The 21,709-nt window shown below is 75.5% G+C and carries 16 protein-coding genes and 1 pseudogene; 5 read left to right on the top strand and 12 right to left on the bottom strand.

The window, feature by feature from the left end; genetic code table 11:
- Positions 1-19: 19 nt before the first annotated feature.
- Entirely contained in the window at positions 20-517 is a 498-nt protein-coding gene (locus OO47_RS26755) for an Lrp/AsnC family transcriptional regulator (RefSeq protein ID WP_030214377.1), read from the bottom strand.
- A gap of 59 nt (positions 518-576) precedes the next feature.
- Here OO47_RS26755 and OO47_RS26750 point away from each other — a divergent pair, with 59 nt between their 5' ends.
- Positions 577-1,794 carry a trans-sulfuration enzyme family protein gene (locus OO47_RS26750; protein ID WP_033210417.1) on the top strand — a complete coding sequence of 406 codons (1,218 nt, stop codon included), beginning with the start codon at positions 577-579 and terminating at the stop codon, positions 1,792-1,794.
- Here the strand turns inward: OO47_RS26750 and OO47_RS26745 are convergent.
- The 5 genes from OO47_RS26745 to OO47_RS26725 form a co-directional block, all read right to left on the bottom strand.
- Positions 1,715-3,178 carry a GNAT family N-acetyltransferase gene (locus OO47_RS26745; RefSeq protein ID WP_030214371.1) on the bottom strand — a complete coding sequence of 488 codons (1,464 nt, stop codon included), beginning with the start codon at positions 3,176-3,178 and terminating at the stop codon, positions 1,715-1,717. The two genes, OO47_RS26750 and OO47_RS26745, sit on opposite strands and share 80 nt — an antisense overlap.
- 88 nt (positions 3,179-3,266) lie before the next feature.
- Entirely contained in the window at positions 3,267-5,972 is a 2,706-nt protein-coding gene (locus tag OO47_RS26740) for a DUF7824 domain-containing protein (RefSeq protein ID WP_234323303.1), read from the bottom strand.
- A 98-nt stretch (positions 5,973-6,070) separates the two neighbouring features.
- Positions 6,071-7,456, bottom strand: coding sequence for an SWIM zinc finger family protein (locus OO47_RS26735; protein ID WP_030214365.1), 1,386 nt, complete (start codon positions 7,454-7,456; stop codon positions 6,071-6,073).
- A gap of 97 nt (positions 7,457-7,553) precedes the next feature.
- A complete protein-coding gene (locus tag OO47_RS26730; protein ID WP_199812345.1) occupies positions 7,554-9,191 on the bottom strand; it encodes an alkaline phosphatase D family protein in 1,638 nt (545 codons plus the stop codon).
- A 129-nt stretch (positions 9,192-9,320) separates the two neighbouring features.
- On the bottom strand, positions 9,321-10,943 hold the full coding sequence (locus OO47_RS26725; protein ID WP_033210412.1) for an aminotransferase-like domain-containing protein: 1,623 nt from the start codon (positions 10,941-10,943) through the stop codon (positions 9,321-9,323).
- Here OO47_RS26725 and OO47_RS26720 point away from each other — a divergent pair.
- Positions 10,934-11,779: pseudogene (locus OO47_RS26720) on the top strand (EamA family transporter); the annotation flags it as partial. The gene OO47_RS26725 and the pseudogene OO47_RS26720 overlap by 10 nt on opposite strands.
- Before the next feature lie 93 nt (positions 11,780-11,872).
- On the opposite strand, the gene OO47_RS35510 reads toward OO47_RS26720, so the two are convergent.
- Entirely contained in the window at positions 11,873-12,706 is an 834-nt protein-coding gene (locus OO47_RS35510; RefSeq protein WP_030214354.1) for an alpha/beta fold hydrolase, read from the bottom strand.
- Positions 12,707-13,005: 299 nt separating this feature from the next.
- On the opposite strand from OO47_RS35510, the gene OO47_RS26710 reads away from it, so the two are divergent.
- Positions 13,006-13,875, top strand: coding sequence for an RNA polymerase sigma-70 factor (locus tag OO47_RS26710; RefSeq protein ID WP_030214352.1), 870 nt, complete (start codon positions 13,006-13,008; stop codon positions 13,873-13,875).
- A gap of 74 nt (positions 13,876-13,949) precedes the next feature.
- Here the strand turns inward: OO47_RS26710 and OO47_RS26705 are convergent, their stop codons facing one another.
- Entirely contained in the window at positions 13,950-14,672 is a 723-nt protein-coding gene (locus tag OO47_RS26705) for a S1 family peptidase (protein WP_030214350.1), read from the bottom strand.
- A gap of 473 nt (positions 14,673-15,145) precedes the next feature.
- Between OO47_RS26705 and OO47_RS26700 the strand changes: the two genes are divergently transcribed.
- Positions 15,146-15,886 (top strand): GntR family transcriptional regulator, encoded by a 741-nt coding sequence (locus OO47_RS26700; RefSeq protein WP_030214348.1) that lies wholly within the window; start codon positions 15,146-15,148, stop codon positions 15,884-15,886.
- Positions 15,887-15,945: 59 nt separating this feature from the next.
- Here OO47_RS26700 and OO47_RS26695 read toward each other — a convergent pair whose 3' ends face one another.
- The 4 genes from OO47_RS26695 to OO47_RS26680 form a co-directional block, all read right to left on the bottom strand.
- Positions 15,946-17,103, bottom strand: a complete 1,158-nt coding sequence (locus OO47_RS26695) for an ROK family transcriptional regulator (RefSeq protein WP_030214345.1) — start codon at positions 17,101-17,103, stop codon at positions 15,946-15,948.
- A gap of 561 nt (positions 17,104-17,664) precedes the next feature.
- The gene (mug, locus tag OO47_RS26690) at positions 17,665-18,171 is read right to left on the bottom strand and encodes a G/U mismatch-specific DNA glycosylase (protein ID WP_033210406.1); all 507 of its coding nucleotides are present in this window, start codon (positions 18,169-18,171) and stop codon (positions 17,665-17,667) included.
- 62 nt (positions 18,172-18,233) lie between these two features.
- Positions 18,234-19,676 (bottom strand): adenylosuccinate lyase, encoded by a 1,443-nt coding sequence (purB, locus tag OO47_RS26685; RefSeq protein ID WP_030214343.1) that lies wholly within the window; start codon positions 19,674-19,676, stop codon positions 18,234-18,236.
- A gap of 74 nt (positions 19,677-19,750) precedes the next feature.
- Complete coding sequence (locus OO47_RS26680; protein WP_033210404.1) at positions 19,751-20,548, bottom strand: SGNH/GDSL hydrolase family protein; 798 nt, start codon at positions 20,546-20,548, stop codon at positions 19,751-19,753.
- A gap of 64 nt (positions 20,549-20,612) precedes the next feature.
- Between OO47_RS26680 and OO47_RS26675 the strand changes: the two genes are divergently transcribed.
- Positions 20,613-21,656, top strand: coding sequence for a maleylpyruvate isomerase N-terminal domain-containing protein (locus OO47_RS26675; protein ID WP_030214337.1), 1,044 nt, complete (start codon positions 20,613-20,615; stop codon positions 21,654-21,656).
- Positions 21,657-21,709: the final 53 nt, after the last annotated feature.

The following is a 21,709-nucleotide window of genomic DNA, read 5'->3' as shown; positions in this document are numbered from 1 at the left end:
GCGTCATCCTCGTCGGGCTTCAGTCGGCTGACAAGGAGGGGCTCGCGGAGGGCGGCAGGAGCGGGCCGCACTCCCACTGCTGGAAGATCAACCGGGTCTCCACCCGGGCCACCTCGCGGCAGGAGGTGAACTCGTCCAGGACGAGTCGTTGCAGGTCGGCGGGGTCCGCCACGGCCACGTGCACCAGGTAGTCGTCGGGGCCGGTGAGGTGGAACAGGGCCCGGGACTCCGGCAGGGCCCGGATGCGGTCGACGAATGGACCGATCAGTTCCCTTCGGTGCGGACGGACCTGGACGAGGAGGAGCGCTTCGAGGCCACGGCCGAGTTTGGCCGGATCCAGACGTAGCCGGTGTCCGAGGACCACACCCGTGCGCCGCAGCCGGGCCACTCGGTCCAGACAGGTGGAGGGAGCGACGCCGACCTCGGCGGCGAGCTCGCGGTAGGTGGTCCGGGCGTCGTTCTGCAGGAGGCGAAGAATGTGCAGATCGACCGCGTCCAGTACGACGGAATCGGTCATCGGCCGAACGTAGCACGGAGATTTTCCGCTACTTGCCGGTATCCGTTCACAGTGCCGCCATGGACGCCATGGATCTCGGACCCTCGGCCACCCCGAGGGCCCTCGCCACCGAAGCCGTGCACGCGGGCCGCGAGGACCTCGCCGGCCTCGGGCTGCACGCCCCGCCGATCGACCTGTCCACCACCTACCCCTCGTACGACGCCCGGGCCGAGGCCGCCCGGATCGACGAGTTCGCCACCACCGGTGCCCGGCTCGACGGCCCGCCCGTCTACGCCCGGCTCGACAACCCGACCGTCGCCCGCTTCGAGGAGGCCCTCGCCCGCCTGGAGGGCACCGAGGCGGCCGTCGCCTTCGCCAGCGGCATGGCGGCCCTGACCGCCGTCCTGCTCGCCCGGGCGAGCAGGGGCCTGCGCCACGTCGTGGCGGTCCGCCCGCTGTACGGCTGCAGCGACCACCTCCTGGACGCCGGTCTGCTCGGCACCGAGGTGACCTGGACCGACCCGGCCGGCGTCGCGGAGGCGATCCGGCCCGACACTGGCCTGGTCATGGTCGAGTCGCCCGCCAACCCCACCCTCGCCGAGGCCGACATCCGGGCCCTCGCCCACTCCTGCGGCTCCGTGCCACTCCTGGTCGACAACACCTTCGCCACCCCCGTCCTCCAGCGGCCGGTGGAACAGGGCGCCCGGATCGTGCTGCACAGCGCGACCAAGTACCTCGGCGGCCACGGCGACGTCATGGGCGGGGTCGTCGCCTGCGACGAGGAGTTCGCCCGCACCCTCCGCCAGGTCCGCTTCGCCACCGGCGGGGTGCTCCACCCGCTGGCCGGATACCTGCTGCTCCGCGGCCTGGCCACCCTGCCGGTACGGGTCAGGGCGGCGTCCACGACGGCCGCCGAGCTCGTCCGGCGGCTCGCCACCGACCCCCGGATCGCCCGCGTCCACTACCCGCGGATCGGCGGCGCGATGATCGCCTTCGAGGTGTACGGGGAGCCGCACGACGTGATCGCCGGGGTACGGCTCATCACCCCGGCGGTCAGTCTCGGCAGCGTCGACACCCTCATCCAGCACCCGGCCTCCATCAGCCACCGGATCGTGGCCGAGGGCGACCGGCGTTCGGCGGGCGTCAGCGACCGCCTGCTGCGGATGTCGGTCGGCCTGGAGGACGTCGAGGACCTCTGGCGGGACCTGACGCAGGCGCTCAGCGCTCCGCCGGCCGGGACCCCTCGTGCCGCTGCGTCCGGGCGGCCGGTCGGTGTGCCGAGGCCAGCCGGGCGGTGATCACCAGGGTGCCCTCCTCGATCTGGTAGTCGAGGGGCAGGTTGAGCGCCCGCATCGCGGCCACCATCCCCGTGTTGGACGACTGGGTCACGGCGTACACGCTGTCGCAGCCGGCCTCCTCGGCCATCGCCACGAGCCTGCCGAGGAGTTCGGACCCGATGCCGCGCCGCTGCCAGTCGTCCTCGACCACCAGCGCGACCTCCGTCTCGTCCCCGTCCCACAGCAGGTGGCCCAGGGCGACGAGGCGGCCGGAGGCGGTCTGCACGGCGAGGGTGCGCCCGAAGCGGGGGCTGAGCAGGTGGTCGAGGTAGCGGTCGGCGTCGCCCACCGGGCCGTGGTAGCGCAGGCCCAGGGTGCGGGCCGAGCAGCGGTCGTGCATGGCCCGCGCGGCGGCCAGGTCGCGCTGGTCGGCGCGGCGGACGGTGATCTCGTTGCCCTCGGGCAGGGTCAGCACGTCCCGGCCGCGCGGGAGGCGCGGGCCGAGCCGGGCGTCCAGCTCGACCAGGGCGCGCGCCCGGGCGAACTCGGTCGGGGTGAAGGGGAGGTAAGGGCGCTCGACGACGAGCGTGCCGCCGTGCGGGTCGCGCAGCCGCATCACGGTCTCCTCCAGGACCCCCTCGACCGGGGCCTGTTCGCCGGTGGGGCGCCCGGTGAGCGAGACGGCCGGTACGGAGTGGAGGGTGCAGCGGCCGAGGAGCTGGCGCAGCGCGAGCGGCAGTTCGGCCGCGTCGAGCGCGGTACGGGTGGCGAGTCCGAGGACCCGGGTGGGCGTGTCCACCAGGTCGTGGGCGTCGGCCCGCTCGGTCCAGGTGTCCCGGCCGCCGGCCGCCGCGACCTCGTGGGCCAGGGTGCGGGCGGAGAGGTCGGCGGGCGCGCGCAGCAGGAACTCGTCCACCGTGCCGTCCGCCAGCGGGTGGGTCTGGAGGGTGAGGATGTCCACGTCCAGGCGGGCGAGGACCGTGCACAGGGCGGCGAGGCTGCCCGGGGTGTCCGCGACGGTGGTGCGCATCCGCCACAGCGAGGTCCCGACGGCCCGGCCGGACACGTCGTCCGCGCCGGTCCCGCCCTCTGCCGCCGGTCCCTTCGCCGCCGCGGGCTCCGGCCGCGCGGCGGGGACGGCGGCCGGCCGCCCGCCGGTATCACCGGCGGGCGGGGCGTGGCTGGCATGACTGCGCCTCCGCGCCCACCAGGTGTGGAAGGCGGCGGTGGCGATCAGCGCGATCGCCGAGAACACCAGCAGGTAGGGGCCCTCCGGGCCCTTGGCGATGGTCTTGGCGATCGTGTCGGCCACCACCACGGCGGTGAACAGCGCGGCCAGCTCGATCAGGTCGTGCCGCCAGTGGTGCGGATGGCGGGCACTCTTCGAAGACGTCACATCGGTCATGGCTTCACTGTGACCCAGTGGTGTTGCGTGATCACGAACGCTTTGTGACTGACGGGTTAAGCGCCCATCTGGCGGCTTAACGACCGATTCAGGCCGTTTCTGCCAGAGGCTGATCGGCCCCTTGACGGAGTGCGCTCAGCAGCCGCTTGGCCTGGACCACCAGCTGCGAGGAACCCCGCACCGAGGCCACGGCCTCCAGCCCGGCGAGCCCGCCCCGCGCCCCGCACCGCTCCACGCAGTCGGCCGCGACCGCGAGCAGCTCGCCCAGCCCCCGCACCGGCTTCTCCGCGCCGAGCAGCTCCGGCAGCGTCGCCTCCAGGACCGCCCAGACCGTCCCGTACGCCCCGGTGGCGGCGGCCGTACGGACCGCGTCCGTCAGCCGGTTCGGCTTGAGGGACCCCTCCGCCACCAGCCACGCCAGCTCCGCCCCGAGCGCCCGGGCGTTCAGCTCGCCCCGCGACGCCAGGACGAGCAGCGCGTCCACCGCGCGCAGCCGGTCGTCGGAGTCGACGCCGCCGAGACCGAACGCCAGCGCCAGGTGCACCGCGCGGCCGACCGGCCCCCCGGCCTCGGCCAGCGCGGTCAGCGGCTCGGTCGTCCCGCGCTGGTCCCCGTCGACGGAGTGCGCCATGGCCGGGAGCAGGCAGGCCGCCAGGACCTCGCGGTCGGCCGGGAGCACCGGGGCCCACTGCACCCGGTGGTCGATCCAGTGGTAGCAGCGGCGCGGGGTCGCCCGCACGGCCCCGCCCAGCCAGTGGAAGGCGGCCGGGAACTCCTCCCGCACCACGGCGCGCTCGCCGAAGTCGACCGTGATCCGGTCGACCAGCCACCACTTCCCTGAAGACTGCTGGACGCCCCGGGGGAACAGCCGCACGGTCGCACCCAGCGCGTCCTCGTCCCGCAGCCAGGCGGCGAGCCGCAGACCGGCCGGAGTGCCGAGCGCAGCCGCCTCCCCGGCCGCCCGCCCCGCCGCCGGGTCGCCCCGCAGGACCCGGAGCAGCGCCTGGGCGAAGTCCACCGGGGCGGGCTCCACGCCCGCGTCCCGGTAGGCCCGCAGCCGCTCCACGAGGGCCGGCGGGTCGATCGCGCCGGTGTGCAGGGTCGGCGTGGCGAGCAGGAACGGCAGCTCGTCCGTGCCCACCAGGGCGGCGGCCTCCCACAGGCGCGCCTCCAGGATCCCCGACAGGCCCTCGTGGATGCAGGTGTCCCGCTCGGGCGCCTCCGCCCGGCGGACGTCGATCACCGACCGCCTCACCAGACCGAGCAGCGCCGCGAGGACCACGTGGATGCCGTGGGTGTAGTGCGTGAAGTGGTGGGGCGCGTCCCACGACGCCCTCGGGAACGCCTCCCGCACCGCCTCCGCCACCGCCGCCCGGTCCCGGTGCGCGTGCCGCACCAGACCGTCGAGCGCCCGCTCGAACGCCACGGGGTCCTCCATGAGCCCCTTCGCCACCAGCTCCTCCACCAGCACCGCGACCGTGGCCGCCGGGGGCGCCACCGGCTCCGGCCCCGGCACCGGCGGCAGGATCTCCTCGTACGGCCCGGGGTCGGCCTCTCCCAGCGCGTCCCCGAACAGCTCCACGGCCGCCCGCCGGTGCGCCGGGCCGAGCAGCCCGGCCGCCTCGGCCAGCTCCGCCCGCACCTCCGCGTCCACGGCGGACAGGTACGTGCCCACCAGCTTGAGCGCCCGCTCCTGGACACCGGTGTCCTCGTGCCCGAAGGCCTCCGTGACGGCGGGCAGCAGCTCGCCGGCCGCGCCCCGCTCCCGCGCGAGCACCCTGCCGACCAGGGTCAGCTGGGCCCGCACCAGCTTCTTCTCGGTGCGGAAGAGCACCGCGCCCGTCATCTCGGCCAGCGCTCCGACCGGCAGCGCCCCCTCCGCGGCGAGCCCCGCCAGGACCTCCTGCGCGTACCCGGCGACCTGCGACGGCGCGTCGGCCGCCATCCCGACCCAGTCCGGGACCCGCTCCCGCAGCTCCTCCCCGGTCGGTGCGAGGAGCCGCAGCACCTCCAGCGGGAACCGCAGGTCCCGCACCCGCCCGCCGCGCAGCAGCCGGGAGACGCACAGGTCCAGCACCCCGGCCCGGTCGAGCACCCCTTCCGCGACGAGCGTCGCAAGCGCCGTGGGCCAGTGCGTCGGCGCCTCGGGACCGACCGACCAGACCAGTGGGCCCGGGGTCTCGCCCATCGACAGCGCGTGCGCCACCAGGACCGGGGTCTGCGGGTCCGCGCGCAGCCGCTCCAAGAGCCGCTTGTCGGTGACCTTCCGCGTCCAGCCCAGGACGTAACCGTCGGTCGCCGGGACCGGACAGCCGGAGCGCACCACGAGCCCGTGGATCAGTTCGTAGACGGTCTCTGCGACGTTCCGCCGCTTGGCGAGCCGTCCCGCCACGTCCGCCAGCCAGGCCGGGTCCCGGTCGGCGAGCACCGCCAGGACCGGGGTCGCGTCCTTGAGGTCCCAGCCCAGCATGTCGCTGCCGGCCAGCCAGGTCGCGGCCGCCGCCGCGCCCGTGTGGCACCCGGCCCCCGCCACGTACAGGCCGCGCCGGATCCGGGCCGCCTCCTGTCCTCGCTTCCAGTCCCAGGAGCGGACCTCGGCGCGCAGCGCCTTCAGCTTCCCGAGGGCCTTCTTGCGCGCGTCGGCGTCCAGCGGCTCCAGGAGCTTCGGCACCTGGTGGGCCCGCCCGGCGCGCACCGCGTCGAGCAGCGCCTCGACCGCCGCGCCGTCCGGGGCCGCACCCCGCGCTCCGTCCTCCACCGACACCGCCGCACCGCTCTCCGTACCGATTCCCACGCCTGCCCCCATTGTCTTCCGCACCGCCCCTTCGACCCGTGCCCTGATCCCGGCCACCGCTCCGGCCGCCCGTTCCCCGATCCCGGTCACGGGGCCCGTCACGGCGCGACCCCCGCCGCGGCCCGGGTCGCGACCACCACGCCCCGCCGGACCATCCGCACCGCGAGCGCGTGCTTGCACGGCCCCCGGCGCCCCCGGTAGTCCGCCCACCACTGGCAGGTGCAGCTCAGGACCCCGTCCGACTCCCGCACCCGGTAGCGCCGGTCGCCCGAGGCCACCGCCGCCGACTCCCCGTCGAGCTCCACGGCACCCTCCGCGACCAGGCGGCGCGCGCTCACCAGACGCGGGTTGTGGCGCTCGGCGCGGTCCGCGTCGTACGGCAGCTCCCGGTGGAAGTAGGCCGCGTCCGCCACGTCGTACCCCACCCGGCCCGCCGTCCCGAGGCGGATCAGCGCCGCCCGCACCCGGTCGGCCGTCAGACCCGCCTGCGCCGCGAGGTCGGCCGGGTCGATGCGCGGCTCCCAGGCGAGCAGCACCGCGACCAGCTCGGCGTCCTGCTCCGCCTCCTCCGTCGCGAGCGCCTCCAGGACCCCGCCCTCGCCGGAGAAGCCCCGCGCCGGGTCGGGCGACAGCGTCAGCGTCAGCCGCATCCCCGGCAGGGTCACCTCCCAGGCGCTCGCCGCCGCCGTGCCGTCCGGCACCGGCCCGTACACCCGCAGCCCCGTCGCGTACCGCAGCACCCGCTCCAGGGCGATCAGCCGGTCCGGCCCCGGCAGGCACACCGCGCCCGCGCCCGGCCGGGTCGTCGGTCGCAGGGTCCGGCCCGACTGCGCGATCCACAGCGGACCGCGCCCCCGGGTCTGCGTGCGCGGCAGGGACCGCAGGAACCGCACGGCCTCCGCCCCCGTCAGCTCCGCCCGCAGGTCGAACCGCGCCGAGGCGACCTGGGCCTCGGCGAACCCCCGAAGCCAGCGGTCCGGCAGCGGCACCTTCTTCTCCACGACCGAGCCCGCGAGCGTGCTCACCGCCATCTCGTCCGGGCCGACCCGCAGGTGCAGCGGATCGTCCCCCGTCATCCGCGACAGCGCCTCGCGCAGCGGGTCGTTGACGTCGACGTTGGTGGTGCCGTGTCCCGTCCCCGCGCCGCCGAGCCCCTCGTCGAGCACGTCCAGGCGCGCGTACACCCCGCCGCAGCCGGAGAAGGACTCGAACCGCAGCCGGTCCCCGTTCCCCGTCACCACCGGATCCAGCGAACCCGGCCGTATCCGCTGGTGGTAGCGGGCCGCGGCCACGTCGGCGACCGCGAGCAGGCCGCGGGCGGCGACCTGCGGCGAGGCCAGGAAACCGGAGAAGAAGCGGGGATGGGCCTCGGCCCCGCGGGGCGTGAGACCCCCCGCCGTCTCCAGACCGAGCAGCCGGCCGGAGCCCGTGGACTCCAGCGCGGACGGGCGTGCGTAGGCGAGTGCCTGTACGGATCGCGTCATGGAAAAAACCGTAGGGCTCGCCACTGACAACGCCCCTGACCAGCGGGTTCCGCACCGGGGGCCGTGCTCGGGCCGGTGCCGTCCGACGCCCCTGTTGCTACTGTCCGACGCGCCCCGGCCGCAGCACCTTGCTGAACAGGACCTTCCCGCCCTCCGCCCGCAGCCGCACGGTCAGGTCGCCGCTGTGGCCGTCGACGTCGACCTCGCCGAAGTACTGCGGGCTCTCCATCGGCGACAGGTTCGCCCGCTCCGGCGCCCGTACGAAGACCCGCTCGGGGCCGAAGGTCCCGTCGAGCGCGTTCGCCGGGAACCCGCCCGCCGCCAGCGGCCCGGACACGAACTCCCAGAAGGGCGCGAAGTCCTTGAAGGCCGCCCGCTCCGGCGCGTAGTGCTGCGCCGAGGTGTGGTGCACGTCCGCCGTCAGCCACAGCGTGCCGGTGATCCGCCGGTGCTTGACGAACCGCAGCAGCTCCGCGATCTGGAGCTCCCGGCCCAGCGGCGCGCCCGGATCGCCCTGCGCGATCGCCTCGAAGTCCGCCGCCCCGTCCGGCACCACCAGGCCGATCGGCATGTCCGCCGCGAGCACCTTCCACACGGCCGTCGACGCGGCCAGCTCCCGCTTCAGCCAGGCCAGTTGCCCCGCGCCCAGGATGCCGGTGGTGTCGTCGGCCTGCCGGTTGGGCGAGTTGGGGTTCCGGTACGAGCGCATGTCGAGCACGAACACGTCGAGCAGCGGCCCGTACCGCACCACCCGGTGCACCCGCCGCCCGCGCCCGCCGGGTCCGCCGTGTCCGCCCGGCAGGTGGAGGGTGGAGACCGGCGTGTACTCGCCGAAGGCGCGCGCCGCGCGGGCGGCGAGGACGTCCACGTCCTTCTCCGTGTACCGGGGGTCGTCCAGGATCTGTCCCGGGTACCAGTTGTTCCGGACCTCGTGGTCGTCCCACTGCACGATCGACGGCACGCGCGCGTTGAACGCCCGGACGTTGTGGTCGAGGAGGTTGTACCGGAAGTTGCCCCGGTACTCGTCCAGGGTCTCGGCGACCTTCGACTTCTCCGGCGTGGTGACGTTCCGCCAGATCCGCCCGTCCGGCAGGGTGACGCTCGGCTCGATCACCCCGTCCGCGTAGATCGCGTCGCCGCTGCACAGGAAGAAGTCCGGGTCGAGCCGGCGCATCTCGTCGTACGCCCGGAACCCGCCGACGTCCGGGTTGATGCCCCAGCCCTGCCCGGCGACGTCCCCGGACCACAGGAAGCGGACGCCGTCGCGGCGCCGGTCCGGGGCGGTGCGGAACGTGCCGGTGACCGGCTCGCCCGTACGGCGCGGGTCGTCCGGGTCCGCCAGGGTGACCCGGTAGTGGATCTGTTCGCCGGCCGGCAGGCCGCGCAGGGCCGTCGTGCCGGTGAAGTCCGTGCCCGCCCCGAGCAGCGGTCCGCGGTGGCGGCGCGCCCGCCGGAAGGACTCGGTGGCGGAGGTCTCGACGATCATGCGCGCGGGGCGGTCGGAGCGCACCCACACCAGTCCCGAGGAGACCGTGACGTCGCCCGTCTGCACGCCCCACGCGGCCCGGGGCCGGCCCGAGAGCGCGAACGCGGGGGCGGCGAGGCCGGCGCCGCCGAGGGCGAGCGCGGCCGAGGCGGCCAGCGAGCCGCGCAGGACGCCGCGCCGGGCGGGCGCGGATGCCGGGACGGGAAAGGAGCCGGGCACGGGGGAGGAGCCGGGCACGGGGTGGGACATGGAGGGGCCTCCGGGAGGTGGTCGATTCCGGTCGTGGGCGGTGCGCCGCCCCATGCCTAACGGCCGGGAACGGCGCCCGCGCGAACCCCGCGTGAACAGATCACCCGGCCGGCCCCCCGGGAGATCGGTTCACACCCGGCCGCCCACCGCCCCCGCCAGCAGCCCGATCCCCTCCGCCACCGTCGACGGCGACAGGTGCGCGTAGCCGATGACGAGCCGTACGTCCCCGTCCTCCGGCCGTGCCGTGCCGTACTCCTCCAAGGGCCGCAGCGCCACCCCCGCCTCCGCCGCCCGCGCCAGGAACCGCTCCGGCGGCCCGAAACGCGCCGGTACGCGCGCGATGACGTGCAGCCCGGCCGCGATGCCGCTCACCCCCGTGCCGGGAAGGTGCTCGGTGAGGGCGGCGAGCAGCGCGTCCCGCCGCTCTCGGTAGGCGCGCTGGCAGCGGCGCAGCTGCCGGTCGTACCCGCCTCGCGTCACGAACTCCGCCAGGACGGCCTGGTCGAGCACCGGATTGCCCAGGTCCATCGTCCGCTTCCGTTCCACGACCTCGGCGAGCAGCTCCTCCGGGACGAGCATCCAGCCGAGCCGCAGCCCCGGCGCCAGCGACTTGCTGACCGACCCCGCGTAGACGACCCGCTCCGGGTCGAGCCCCTGGAGCGCGCCGACCGGCGCCCGGTCGTACCGGAAGTCGCCGTCGTAGTCGTCCTCCAGGACGTGGCCGTCGACCGCCCGCGCCCAGTCCAGGAGCGCGGCGCGCCGCTCCGCCGACCAGGCGATGCCGGACGGGAACTGGTGCGAGGGCGTCACCACCACGGCCCGTACGCCCGAGGCGGCGAGCGGTCCCGGGCGCAGGCCCTCCCCGTCCAGCGGCAGCCACACCGTCTCCATGCCGGTCGAGGCGAAGAGGCGGCCGTGCTCCGGGCTGCCGGGGTCCTCGACGCCGACCGTGCGCAGCCCCCGCGCCCGCAGGACGAAACCCAGGAGCGTCGACGCCTGCGCCACGCCCGAGCAGACCACGAGCCGTTCCGGATCGGCCACCACGCCCCGGCGCCGGGCCAGCAGCCCGGCCAGCGCCCCGCGCAGCTCGGGCAGGCCGCGCGGGTCCGGATAGCCGAGGGCCCGGTGGGGAAGCCGCGCCAGGACGGAACGCTGCGCCGCCGCCCACGCGCTCCTCGGGAACAGCGACAGGTCCGGGGTCCCCGGGCGGAAGTCCACCCGCACCCCCGGCACTCCGGCGCCCCCACCGGTACCGACACCCCCACCGGTACCGAAGCCCCCACCCGCCCGGCCCGCTCCGAGGCCCCTGCCCACCCCGCTCGCGCCGCCTGCCCGACCCGCCCCGGCACCCCCGGTCGCACCGACGTCCCCGCCTGCCCCGACCGCACCTACCACCCCACTCGTCCCACCGGCCCCGGCTCCGCCCGTCCCGGCCCCGCCACCGCCCCTGGCCGCCCCGCGCACCCAGGTCCCCGCGCCCCGTTCGCCGCGCAGGTACCCCTCCGCGGTCAGCTGCTCGTACGCCTCGGTGACGAGGCCCCGCGAGACGCCGAGGTCGGCCGCGAGCTCGCGGGTGGACGGCAGCCGCGTCCCGGCCGCGAGCCGCCCCGAGCGGACCGCCTCGCGCAGCGCCTCCTGGAGCGCCCGTCCCCGCCGCCGCGCCGGTGCCCCGACGGCCGGGAGCAGCAACTCCCAGGCGGGCTGTCCCGCGGGGCCCGCAGCCCCGCCCGAAGTGGTCCCCGATGGCGTCATGGAAGTGGACCTTAACCGGGGCCGCGCGGATTCCTAGCGTCGGAGCCATGAACGCGAACTCCCTGCGCGGGGTCCTGACCGTGACCCTCGCCTACGCCCTCGTCGGCGCCTCCTTCACCGCCAACAGCCTGCTGGGCGCCTACCCGTACGCGGGCGGCCAGGCGATCCGGTACGGAGCCGCCTGCCTCCTCCTGCTCCCGCTGCTCGGCCGGGGCGGGGCCGCCCCGCTCCGGCTCCTGACCGCCCGTCACTGGCTGCGGCTCGCCGTCCTCGCGGCCGTCGGCATGGTCGGCTTCAACCTCGCCGTACTGGCCGCCGAGCGGACCGCCGAACCGGCCGTCCCGGGGGTCCTGGTGGGCTGCGCGCCGGTCGTCGTCGCCGTCCTCGTGCCGCTGGCCGCGGGCCGCGGGCCGTCTCGCGCCGTGCTGTACGGGGCGCTGCTCGTCACCGCCGGCGCCTTCACCGTGCAGGGCTGGGGGCGGACCGAAGCGGCCGGGATCGGCTGGTCGCTGGCGGCGCTCGCGGGTGAGGTGGGCTTCACGGTCCTCGCCGTCCCGGTGCTGCGGATCCTCGGCCCGAAGCTGCTCACCGCCGCCGTCTGCGCGGTCGGCGCGGCCGAGGCGGCGCTCCTCGGACTGCTCGTGGACGGCGCCGGTTTCGTCCGGATGCCGACGGGCGTGGAGGCGGGGGCGCTCGTCTGGCAGGCGGTCCTGGCCACGGTCGTCGGCTTCGTCCTCTTCTACATGGGCGTCCAGCGGATCGGGGTGGAGCGGGCCACCCTCTTCACCGGGGCGATCCCGGTCGCCGCCGCGCTGAGCGCCGCCCTGGTCGCGGGCGCCGCCTTCGGCCTCCCCCAGGTGGCGGGCAGCCTGCTCGTGGGGGCCGGCGCCGCCCTGGGCACCGGCCTGTTCACCCGTACGAAGACGGCCTCAGCGGCTGCCGTCCAGGAGCACGCGCGCGACGAGGGCCGGGTCGTCGTTCATGGGCACGTGGCCGCAGCCGGGCAGCCGGACGAGCCGCGCGCCGGGCAGGACCCGCTTCGCGCGGACGCCCTGGCGGCGAAGGAGCAGCCGGTCGCGGGTGCCCCAGGCGACGGTGACGGGCACCGAGGAGGAGAAGTCGTCGCGGAAGAGCACGGCCCGGCCCGCCGCCAGGGTCTGGTGGAAGCCGGTCGCACCGCGCAGCGCGAGCGTCTCGGAGACGACCGCCTCGGGTGAGCGGCGCGCGGGCCGGGCGTAGATGGTGCTGGTGAGGGCGGTGCGCCCGGCGGGGGTGCGGGACAGCCGCTCGATCACCGGCACGGGCAGCGACAGGGCCGCGCCGCGCATGGCCCGCAGCGTCCCGAAGGCGTACCGGCGTTCGGCCTCGGTCCAGAAGCCGGCGGGGGAGAGGGCGGTGACCGAGCGCACCAGCTTCTCCCGGCCGAGCTCCAGCGCGAGCAGCCCGCCGAGCGAGTTCCCGGCCACGTGCGGACGCTCCACGCCGAGGGCCTCGCAGAAGGCGCCGAGGACGGGGACGACGGTGGACAGGTCGTACGGGGAGCCCTCCGGCAGCGCGTCGGAGGCACCGAAGCCGGGCAGGTCGACGGCGATCACGTCCCGCTCGGCGGCCAGGACGTCGAGGACGGGCTCCCAGGCCTGCCAGTGGTGCCCGATGCCGTGCAGGAGCAGCAGCGGCTCGCCCGCGCCCCTCCGCTCGTACGTCAGGGACGTCGTCCGGCGACCCGTGGGGGTCTCGATCGTGAACGTGATCCGTGCGGGCATGCGGACTCCCTGTCGTGACACCTCTTAGACGACCCGTCAGCAAGAATTACCGGTCGGTAGCCGGGAGTTCAAGGGCCCGGACCGAACTGGACAGGCCGGAGGAGGTGGGCTGGGATGGCCGGGTGCCCACCGACATCCCCACCGACACCACCGACCCCGCCCCCGGCGGCACCACCGGCCCCGCCGACCTCGCTCCCGGCGGCACCACCGGCCCCGCCGCCACCCGTACGACCGATCCCGCCGGCCCCGCCCCCACCCGTACGACCGGCCCCGCCCCCACCGGCCCTCCCGCCGACGTCCTGACCGAACTCTTCGAGGAGCACCGCCCGATGCTCCTCGGCGTCGCCTACCGGATGCTCGGGCGCGCCGCCGACGCCGAGGACGTCGTCCAGGAAGCCTGGCTGCGCTGGACCGCCGAGGACCGGGCCGCCGTCCGCGAGCCGCGCGCCTTCCTCGTACGGATCACCACCCGCCTCGCCATCGACCGGCTCCGGCTCGCCCACGCGCGCCGCGAGACCTACGTCGGCCCCTGGCTGCCCGAGCCCGTCGTCACCGACTTCGGCCCGGCCGCCCCCGACACCGCCGAGCGCGCCCTGCTCGCCGACTCGGTCTCGCTCGCCGTCCTCGTCGTCCTCGAATCCCTCTCGCCCCTGGAGCGGGCCGTCTTCGTGCTGCGCGAGGCCTTCGGCTTCCCGTACGGGGAGATCGCCACCGCCCTGGACCGCTCGGAGGCGGCCGTGCGCCAGCTCGCCGGGCGCGCCCGGCGCCACGTGGACGAGGGCAGGCCGCGCTACGACGTCGACCCGGCCGAGCGCCGCGACCTCACCGAGCGCTTCCTCGCCGCGGCCGCCGGCGGCGACCTCGGCGAACTGCTCGCCCTGCTCGCGCCGGACGTGCGCCTCGTCGGCGACAGCGGCGGCAAGGCCAAGGCGCCGCTGCGGGTCATCGAGACCGCCGACAAGGTCGGCCGCTTCCTCAACGCCGTCGCCGGGGACGAGAACTTCCGGCACGAGCGCCGCGTCGTCGAGCTCAACGGCGCCCCGGCCCTGGTCGCGTTCGTCGACGGGCGCCCCGACACGGTCATCCAGATCGAGGTCAGGGACGGGCGCGTCCAGACGGTCCACATCATCCGGAACCCCGACAAGTTCCACGGCCTGAAGGACGTCTGACCCTCCGGGCACGGCGACGGGCCTCCCGCCGCACCGCGAGGGGAGGCCCGTCGCCCGTCAGGGACGGAAGCGCGTCACACGCCCGCGATCGACCTGATCCAGGAGCGGTACGCCGTCACGTTGGTGTACGCCGTGGTGGTCTGGCGGTCGCTGGTGGAGGCGACGCCGACCTGGACCCCGGCGGCCATCATCGGGCCGCCGGAGTCGCCGCCCGCGGTGATGCCGTCGCCCCGGCGGGCGCAGATCGCGGAGCCGCCGTAGGCGTCGGTGCAGCCGCTGGTGACGGTGACGTTGGCGACCTTCAGGTAGCGGGACTGGCAGTTGGCCTCCGAGCCGCACTGGGACGTGGCGCCCCAGCCGTACACCTGGACGTTCTGGCCGACGCGCACGGTGCCCGGCTGGCCGAGCGTGGCGTAGGTCGCCGACACGGAGCGGTCGAGGCGGACCAGGGCCAGGTCGGAGCTGTGCGTGTAGGTCTGGACGCCGTTGGCCAGGGTGCCGCCGCTGTGCTGGTCGAGGCTGCCGATGCGGAACGAGAGCCCGCCGCCGGTGACGCAGTGCTTGGCGGTGAGGATCCACGTCGGGGCGATGATCGTGGCCGAACAGGTCTCCCGGCCGTTGGAGAGCAGCCGGGCCGCCCACGGGGCGTTGGAGGCGTAGCCGCCGCCGATGATCGGCTGCACGGCCTGGACGGCCGGGGGCGCGGGCGCGGGTGCCGCGGAGGCGGCGGGGGAGAGCAGGGCGAGGACGGAGACCGCCGCGGCCGCGAGGGCGGGCACGAGCCGTGTGATGCGCAAGGGTTCCTCTATTCGGACGGGCGCGCCGGTCGGGCGCGCGTGTGGGGGGCGGCGGCCCCGAGGGGCCGCGCGCATGCCGGAGCCCCGCCGGCGGGGCGGTGACTCGGCATGAACATGACCCATGATTCCGAAGAGGAGGGCGAGCGCGGTAATAACACTTGGCCATAACACGGCGCTCTCTCCCCGGGGCGACCCCCGGGAGCGCGCTCTTCGCCGTCCGGCGCCGCCGGCGCCGCACGAACCCCCGCCCCCGCCGGCTCCCGACGGGGGTTTTCCGCTACCGGAGCCTCACAGGAGTGCGAACGTCCTGTGAACGATCTAGGTCAGAGGGCCACATTCCGGGGTTTTCGACGGAGGATTGGTCTTGACCAAGGGGGTGGCTCGCCTTATGGTCGCAGAGTTAGTGCAGGAACCTTTAATAAACAAGGGCGCGGAAAAACGCCGCGGGACACGGCGAATTGCGGAGGATCAGGGTGGGGACCACGCAGCTGGCATCGGTGCCGGAACCGAAGTACCAGCACCTCAAGACAGTGATCGGCGAAGCGCTCGACTCGGACTTCGCGGTCGGGGAGATCCTTCCCAACGAGCGCGAGCTCGCCGCGCGCTTCGGCGTCGCCCGGGCCACGCTCCGGCAGGCCCTGGAGCAGCTGGAGCTCGAAGGGCGCCTCCAGCGCCGCCGCGGCGTCGGCACCACGGTCGCCCCGCCGCGCGTCGGCGTGGACGTCTCCACCACCCAGCACGCCTGGCCGGGCGTCGGCGACGAGGCCTGGCAGGCCCTGGACTCCGCCTCCGACGTCCCTCCGGCCGCCGTCGCGCGCGTCCTGGAGACCGGCGCCGAGGACCGGGTGCACGTCGTCCGCCGCCTCCGGATCACCCAGGGCCAGCCGGTCGCCGCCGAACTGCTCTACGTGCCGGCCGGCTCCGTCCCCGGCCTCAGCGGCATCGACGCCCCCGCGGGCCCCGCCCGCGCCCGCGCCGTGCTCCGCGAGCTCCAGCACCTCGCCCTGGACGGCCAGGACCGCTCCGTCGAGCTCGGCTCCGCCCGCGCCGACGACGCCAAGGAGCTCGACCGGCTGCCCGGCGCGCCCGTCCTCGTCGTGACGACCCGCTACCTCTCCGGGGGCCGCACCGCCGCCGTCTCCGTGGCCACCTACCGCGCCGACACCTGCCGCCTCACCTTCGGCGACTCGGTCGACCTGGTCATGGCCTCGTAGCCGTACTCCGTACGCCCTTCACGAAAACCGGCCCGTCCCGGGACCGCCCCTCCGGCGGTTCAGCGGCGGGCCGTCACCGTCGCGTCGACGGCGAACAGCTGCTCCTCGACGTGGTCGAGGGCGAGGCGCAGCGCGCCCGTGCCCACCGCGGCCTCGCCGAGCAGGGACAGCACCACCCGGGGCGGCCGCAGGCAGAACCGCGCCAGCTCCTCCCGGAGCGGCTGGAGCACCCCGTCGAGCCCGGCCGCCCAGCCGCCCACCACCACCAGCTCGGGGTCGATGGCGAGGACGAGGGCCGCCACGTCGTGCACGAGCCGCTGGATGAACCGCTCCACCGCCGCCCCGGCCCGCGCGTCGCCCTTCCTGGCCAGCGCGAAGACCTCGGCGACCGCCTGCTCGTCCAGCGGGTGCAGCGGCTCGTCCGTGGTCGAGAGCAGGTGCTCCGGTGTGACGCCCCGGCCGAGCAGGTGCAGGGCGCCGATCTCCCCCGCGGCCCCGCCGAAGCCCCGGTGCAGCCGGCCGCCGATCAGCGAACCGGCCCCCGGGCTCAGTCCGGCCAGGACGAAGACGATGTCGTCGGAGTCGGTCGCGGCACCCTTCCAGTGCTCGGCGACGGCCGCCGCGTTGGCGTCGTTCTCCACGATCACCGGGCAGCGGAAGGAGCGCCGCAGCCGCTCGCCGAGCGCGAGGCCCGTCCAGCCGGGCAGCGCCGTGCCGAGCCGTACGGTCCCGTCGGCCTCCACGATGCCGGGCGTGCCCACGCCCACGGCCCGCAGGTTGGACCGGGCGACCCCGGCCCTGCGCAGCACGTCCGCGACGACCGTGCGGACCCGGTCGAGCCGCTCGTCCTCGGACGCCGTCTCCGACACCTCCCGGGACCCGGCGCCGATGATCCGGCCGTCGAGACCGGAGAGCAGGGCGGCCACCCGGTGCGGGCCGATCTCGATGCCGAGCAGATGGCCGGCCTCCGCGCGGAAGCGGAACCTTCGCGCCGGCCGCCCCTGCCGCCGGGCCTCGCCCTCCTCGGGCGCCGACTCGACGACGAGCCCGCCCTCCATGAGGCCTTCGACGACGCCCTCGACCGTGGGCCGCGACAGACCGGTGATCCGGGTCAGATCGGTGAGCGTGGGCGCGTCGGCGCCCCGCAGCGCATGGAGTACCACCGCGGAGTTGATCCGCCGCAGCAGAGACGGATCCCCGCCGGTCAGCCGCCCCACCGTGTGTCCTCCCAGCTCGTGAGCCATTCAGCCGGATGGTACTCAATGGGTCCGGATGCGGCGAGTGCCGCCCCTGTCACGCTTGGGTGACGGCCCGTGCGCGCGGCCGCGACGACGGCCCCGGACCCCGGCCGGCGGAACCGGCGGCGGGCGGACGCTTCAGGGGGAGGCGGCCCGCGTCACGGGGAGGACCCCGGAGGCGCGGAAAGCGGAACGGCACGCCCCGGACGGCCCGTTCACCGCCCGACGGAACCGGCTTGCCGCGGACCCGGCCGTGCACGGCAACCGGCTCGCCGCGAGCCCGGCCGTGCACGGAGCCCGCTCGCCGCGAGCCCCGGCCGCGTGCGGGACCGGTGGAGTCCCGGTCCCGCACGGCGGATCACGGCCGGGCGGGACCCAGGGCCTGTCCGGCGGATCACGGCCGGGGCCGCGACGCCCGGCACGGCACCTCGCCGCGTCGCCGCAACATCCCGACAGCTCCGCTGTCGAACCGCTCCGGCGCCTCGCGAGGCCCCGCACCGGACGCCGCGGCCCACCCGTCCCTGATCCGCCGGACAGGCCCTACGCCTCCGTGCGCCGCTCGACCCCCGCCGCCTCGCGGAGCCGGGCGAACTCCTCGGCCATCGCCGCCGTCGACCAGTGGGCGTTGAGCCCGCTCGGGCTGGGCAGCGCCCAGATCCGGGTGGTGCCGATCGTCCGCTCCTGCGGCCCGATCACCGCCTTCGGCTCGTCGAAGGCCGCGCGGTACGCGGTGACGCCGGCGATCGCGAGCCAGCGCGGCGCAAGGCGCTCCACCCGCGCGGTGAGCAGCCGCCCGCCCTCCAGGTACTCCTCGCGGGTCAGCTCGTCGGCCCGCGCGGACGGCCGCGCCACCACGTTCGTGATCCCGAGGCCGTACGCCAGGAGCTCGTCCTGCTCGTCCGGCCGCAGCTGCCTCGGGGTGAACCCCGACAGGTGCAGCACCGGCCAGAACCGGTTGCCCGGCCGGGCGAAGTGATGGCCGGACGCCGCCGTCATCAGGCCCGGGTTGATCCCGCAGAAGAGCACCGAGAGGCCGTCCGCGACCACGTCCGGAACGACGCGGTCGCGGGCGGCCTCCAGCTCCTGCCGGGTGTACCGGGGGGAGGGGGTCAGAGGATCGCCCCGGGGGCGTAGGCGGCGGCCTCCGGATGCTGCTTCACGATCTCCTCGATGCGGGAGACCACGGCGGCGACCTGGTCGGCGGCGGCGCCCGTGAAGGACAGCTTGTCCGCCATCAGCTCGTCGAGCTGCGCCCGGTCCAGCGGGATGCGCTCGTCGGCGGCCAGCTTGTCCAGCAGCTCGTTGCGCTCGGCGCCCTGCTCGCGCATGGCGAGCGCGGAGGCCACGGCGTTCTCCTTGATGGCCTCGTGGGCGACCTCGCGGCCGACCCCGGCGCGCACGGCGCCCATGAGGACCTTGGTGGTCGCCAGGAAGGGCAGGTAGCGGTCGAGCTCGCGGGCCACGACGGCCGGGAAGGCGCCGAACTCGTCCAGCACGGTCAGGAAGGTCTCCAGGAGGCCGTCCAGGGCGAAGAAGGCGTCCGGCAGCGCGACCCGGCGGACCACGGAGCAGGACACGTCGCCCTCGTTCCACTGGTCGCCGGCCAGCTCGCCGGTCATCGAGGCGTAGCCGCGCAGGATGACCATGAGGCCGTTGACGCGCTCGCAGGAGCGGGTGTTCATCTTGTGCGGCATCGCCGAGGAGCCGACCTGGCCGGGCTTGAAGCCCTCGGTGACCAGCTCGTGGCCCGCCATCAGACGGATCGTCCTGGCGGTCGAGGACGGCGCGGCGGCGAGCTGGACGAGGGTGGTGACCACGTCGTAGTCGAGCGAGCGCGGGTAGACCTGGCCGACCGAGGTGAAGGCGTGCGCGAAGCCGAGGTGGCCGGCGATCCGCTGCTCCAGGTCGGCCAGCTTGCCCGCGTCGCCGCCGAGCAGGTCGAGCATGTCCTGCGCGGTGCCGACCGGGCCCTTGATGCCGCGCAGCGGGTAGCGGCCGAGCAGCTCCTCCAGGCGCGCGTACGCCACGAGCAGTTCGTCCGCCGCCGTCGCGAACCGCTTGCCGAGGGTGGTCGCCTGCGCGGCGACGTTGTGCGAGCGACCGGCCATGACCAGCTCGGCGTACTCGGCGGAGAGCCTGCCCAGACGGGCGAGGACGGCGACCGTGCGGTCCCGCATCAGCTCCAGGGAGAGCCGGATCTGCAACTGCTCGACGTTCTCGGTGAGGTCGCGCGAGGTCATGCCCTTGTGGACGTGCTCGTGGCCGGCGAGGGCGTTGAACTCCTCGATGCGGGCCTTCACGTCGTGCCGGGTGACCTTCTCGCGCTCGGCGATGGAGCCGAGGTCGACCTGGTCGAGGACGCGCTCGTAGTCGGCGAGGGCCTCCTCCGGAACCTCGATCCCGAGGTCCTTCTGCGCACGCAGCACGGCGAGCCACAGCTGCCGCTCCAGCCTCACCTTCTGCTCGGGGGACCAGAGGACGGCGAGCTCCGCGGAGGCGTAGCGGCCGGCCAGAACGTTGGGGATGCGGGGCTTCGCAGTCACAGCAGTCACGTGGGCAGAGTTTACCTGGCGGTTTCTGCAGGTCGGCGCCGCCGTCCGATGTGGAGCTTGCTACGAGACGCGGGTCACGGGCGCTCGGACCGGACGCTCACCGAGGGCGCGTACGGAAGCAGCTCCGGGCGCTTGGGCGCGCGGCCGTCGCCGGAGGAGCGACCGGTCAGGCGCCGCCCGATCCAGGGGCCGAGGTGCTCCTTGGCGAAGCGGGCGTCCGCGAGCCGCCGGCTCGCCCAGCGCGGGCGCGCGGTCGGCGGCAGCGGGGTGCGCCAGTCCTCCTCGGGCTCCAGGCCGAGGGTCTGCCACACGGCCTCGGCGACCCGCCGGTGCCCCTCGGCCGTCAGATGGAGCCGGTCCGCGTCCCAGAGCCGGGGGTCGCCGAGCGACGGCGCCCCGTACAGGTCGACGACCAGGGCGCCGTGCCGGGCGGCGAGCGCGTCGATGTGGGCGAACAGCTCCTCCATCCGGGGCCGGAAGCGCTCCATGACGGGCCCGTTCCGGCCGGGGCTGCGCATGAGGACCAGTTGCCCGCAGGCGGGTGTGAGGCGTTCCACTGCCTCGGTGAGGAGGTCCCTCACCCGGACCATGTCGACCTTGGGGCGGAGGGCGTCGTTGAGGCCGCCGACGAGGGTGATCACATCGGCCTCCATCGTTGCGGCCGGGCCGACTTGCTCCTCGACGATCTGTCCGATGAGCTTCCCGCGCACGGCGAGGTTCGCGTAGCGGAAGCCGGGGGAGCGGGCGGCGAGACGGCCCGCGAGGGCGTCCGCCCAGCCGCCGTAGGAACCGTCGGGCCTCAGGTCCGACATACCCTCGGTGAAGCTGTCGCCGAGGGCGACGAAACTGTTGTACGTGGCATTGATCTCCATGGCGGAGCGATCATACCGCGCGGTATGCGAGGCGTGCCGTGGAGAACCCGGGAGGGGAAATCCGATGAGCGAAGCGCTCCTGAGCGCCCTGGCCGAGGCCCTGGCCGGTCTGGTGACGGAGGTGGAGACCGCCGACGAGGAGGTCCTCGACCCCGACACGGCGGTGAAGTGGCTGGAGTCCACCGGCCACACCCTCGCCGGACTCACGGCGGCCGACCGGCGGACCCTCGACGGACTGTTCCGCGCGGCCGCCCTGCGCGCGCCCGAGGGCCCCCGGCGGGACGGGCTGCTCAGGGCCGCCGGGGGCTTCGGACTCACCTCCGGGCCCGCCTCCGGACTCCCCGAGGACGCCCACGCCGCCGCCTGCGACGTCGTCCTGGCCCTCACCAGGCGCCTCGCCGCCGTCGTCCGCGACGCCGACCCCGCCCTCCCCGTCCCCGGCTGCCCCGACTGGACCCTCGCGGACCTCGCCCGGCACGTCGGCACCGTCCACCGCTGGGCCGAGCACCTCGTACGGACCCGCTCCGCCACCCGCGTCCTCGCGGAGGACGTCCCCTTCGACCCGCCGGCCGGCCCCGCCGCGTACGCCGACTGGCTCGTCGCCGGGGCCGAGCGGTTCGCCGCCACCGCGCGCGACGCCGACCCGGACGCCCCCGTCTGGTCCCCGGGCGCCGACCCGCACGTCCGCCACTACCCCCGGCACGTGCTCTTCGAGACCCTGGTCCACCTCGTCGACGCCGAACTCGCCGTCGACGGGAAGGCCGGCCCGCTCGACCCCGCCACGGCCGCGGACGCCGTCGACCACTTCCTGACCGACGCCCCCTACATCGCCCGGATCGCGGAGCCGGTCTCCCGGCTCGGCCGGGACGGGACGGTCCTGCGCCTCACCGCCCGCGACGCCGGCGCCGTCTGGACCCTCGCCCTCGGCGGGGGCGGCTTCACCTGGACCCGGGGGAGCGGCGGCGCCGAGCCGACCGCCGCCGTCGAGGCGGACGCCGGGGAGCTGCTGCTCCTGCTGCACCGCCGGTACGGCGCCGACGAGCCGTGCTTCGCGCACACCGGCGACCGGGGCCTGCTGGACGCCTGGCTGGCCGCCACCGCGCTCTGAACCCCGAAACCCCGGACGAAGCCCGAAGGGCCCCGGGACGGATCCCGGGGCCC

This window comes from Streptomyces bikiniensis, from assembly GCF_000716625.1.
Lineage (GTDB): Bacteria > Actinomycetota > Actinomycetes > Streptomycetales > Streptomycetaceae > Streptomyces > Streptomyces bikiniensis.
Note: the sequence above shows the minus strand (reverse complement) of the source record. Positions and strands in the feature narration are given on the sequence as shown.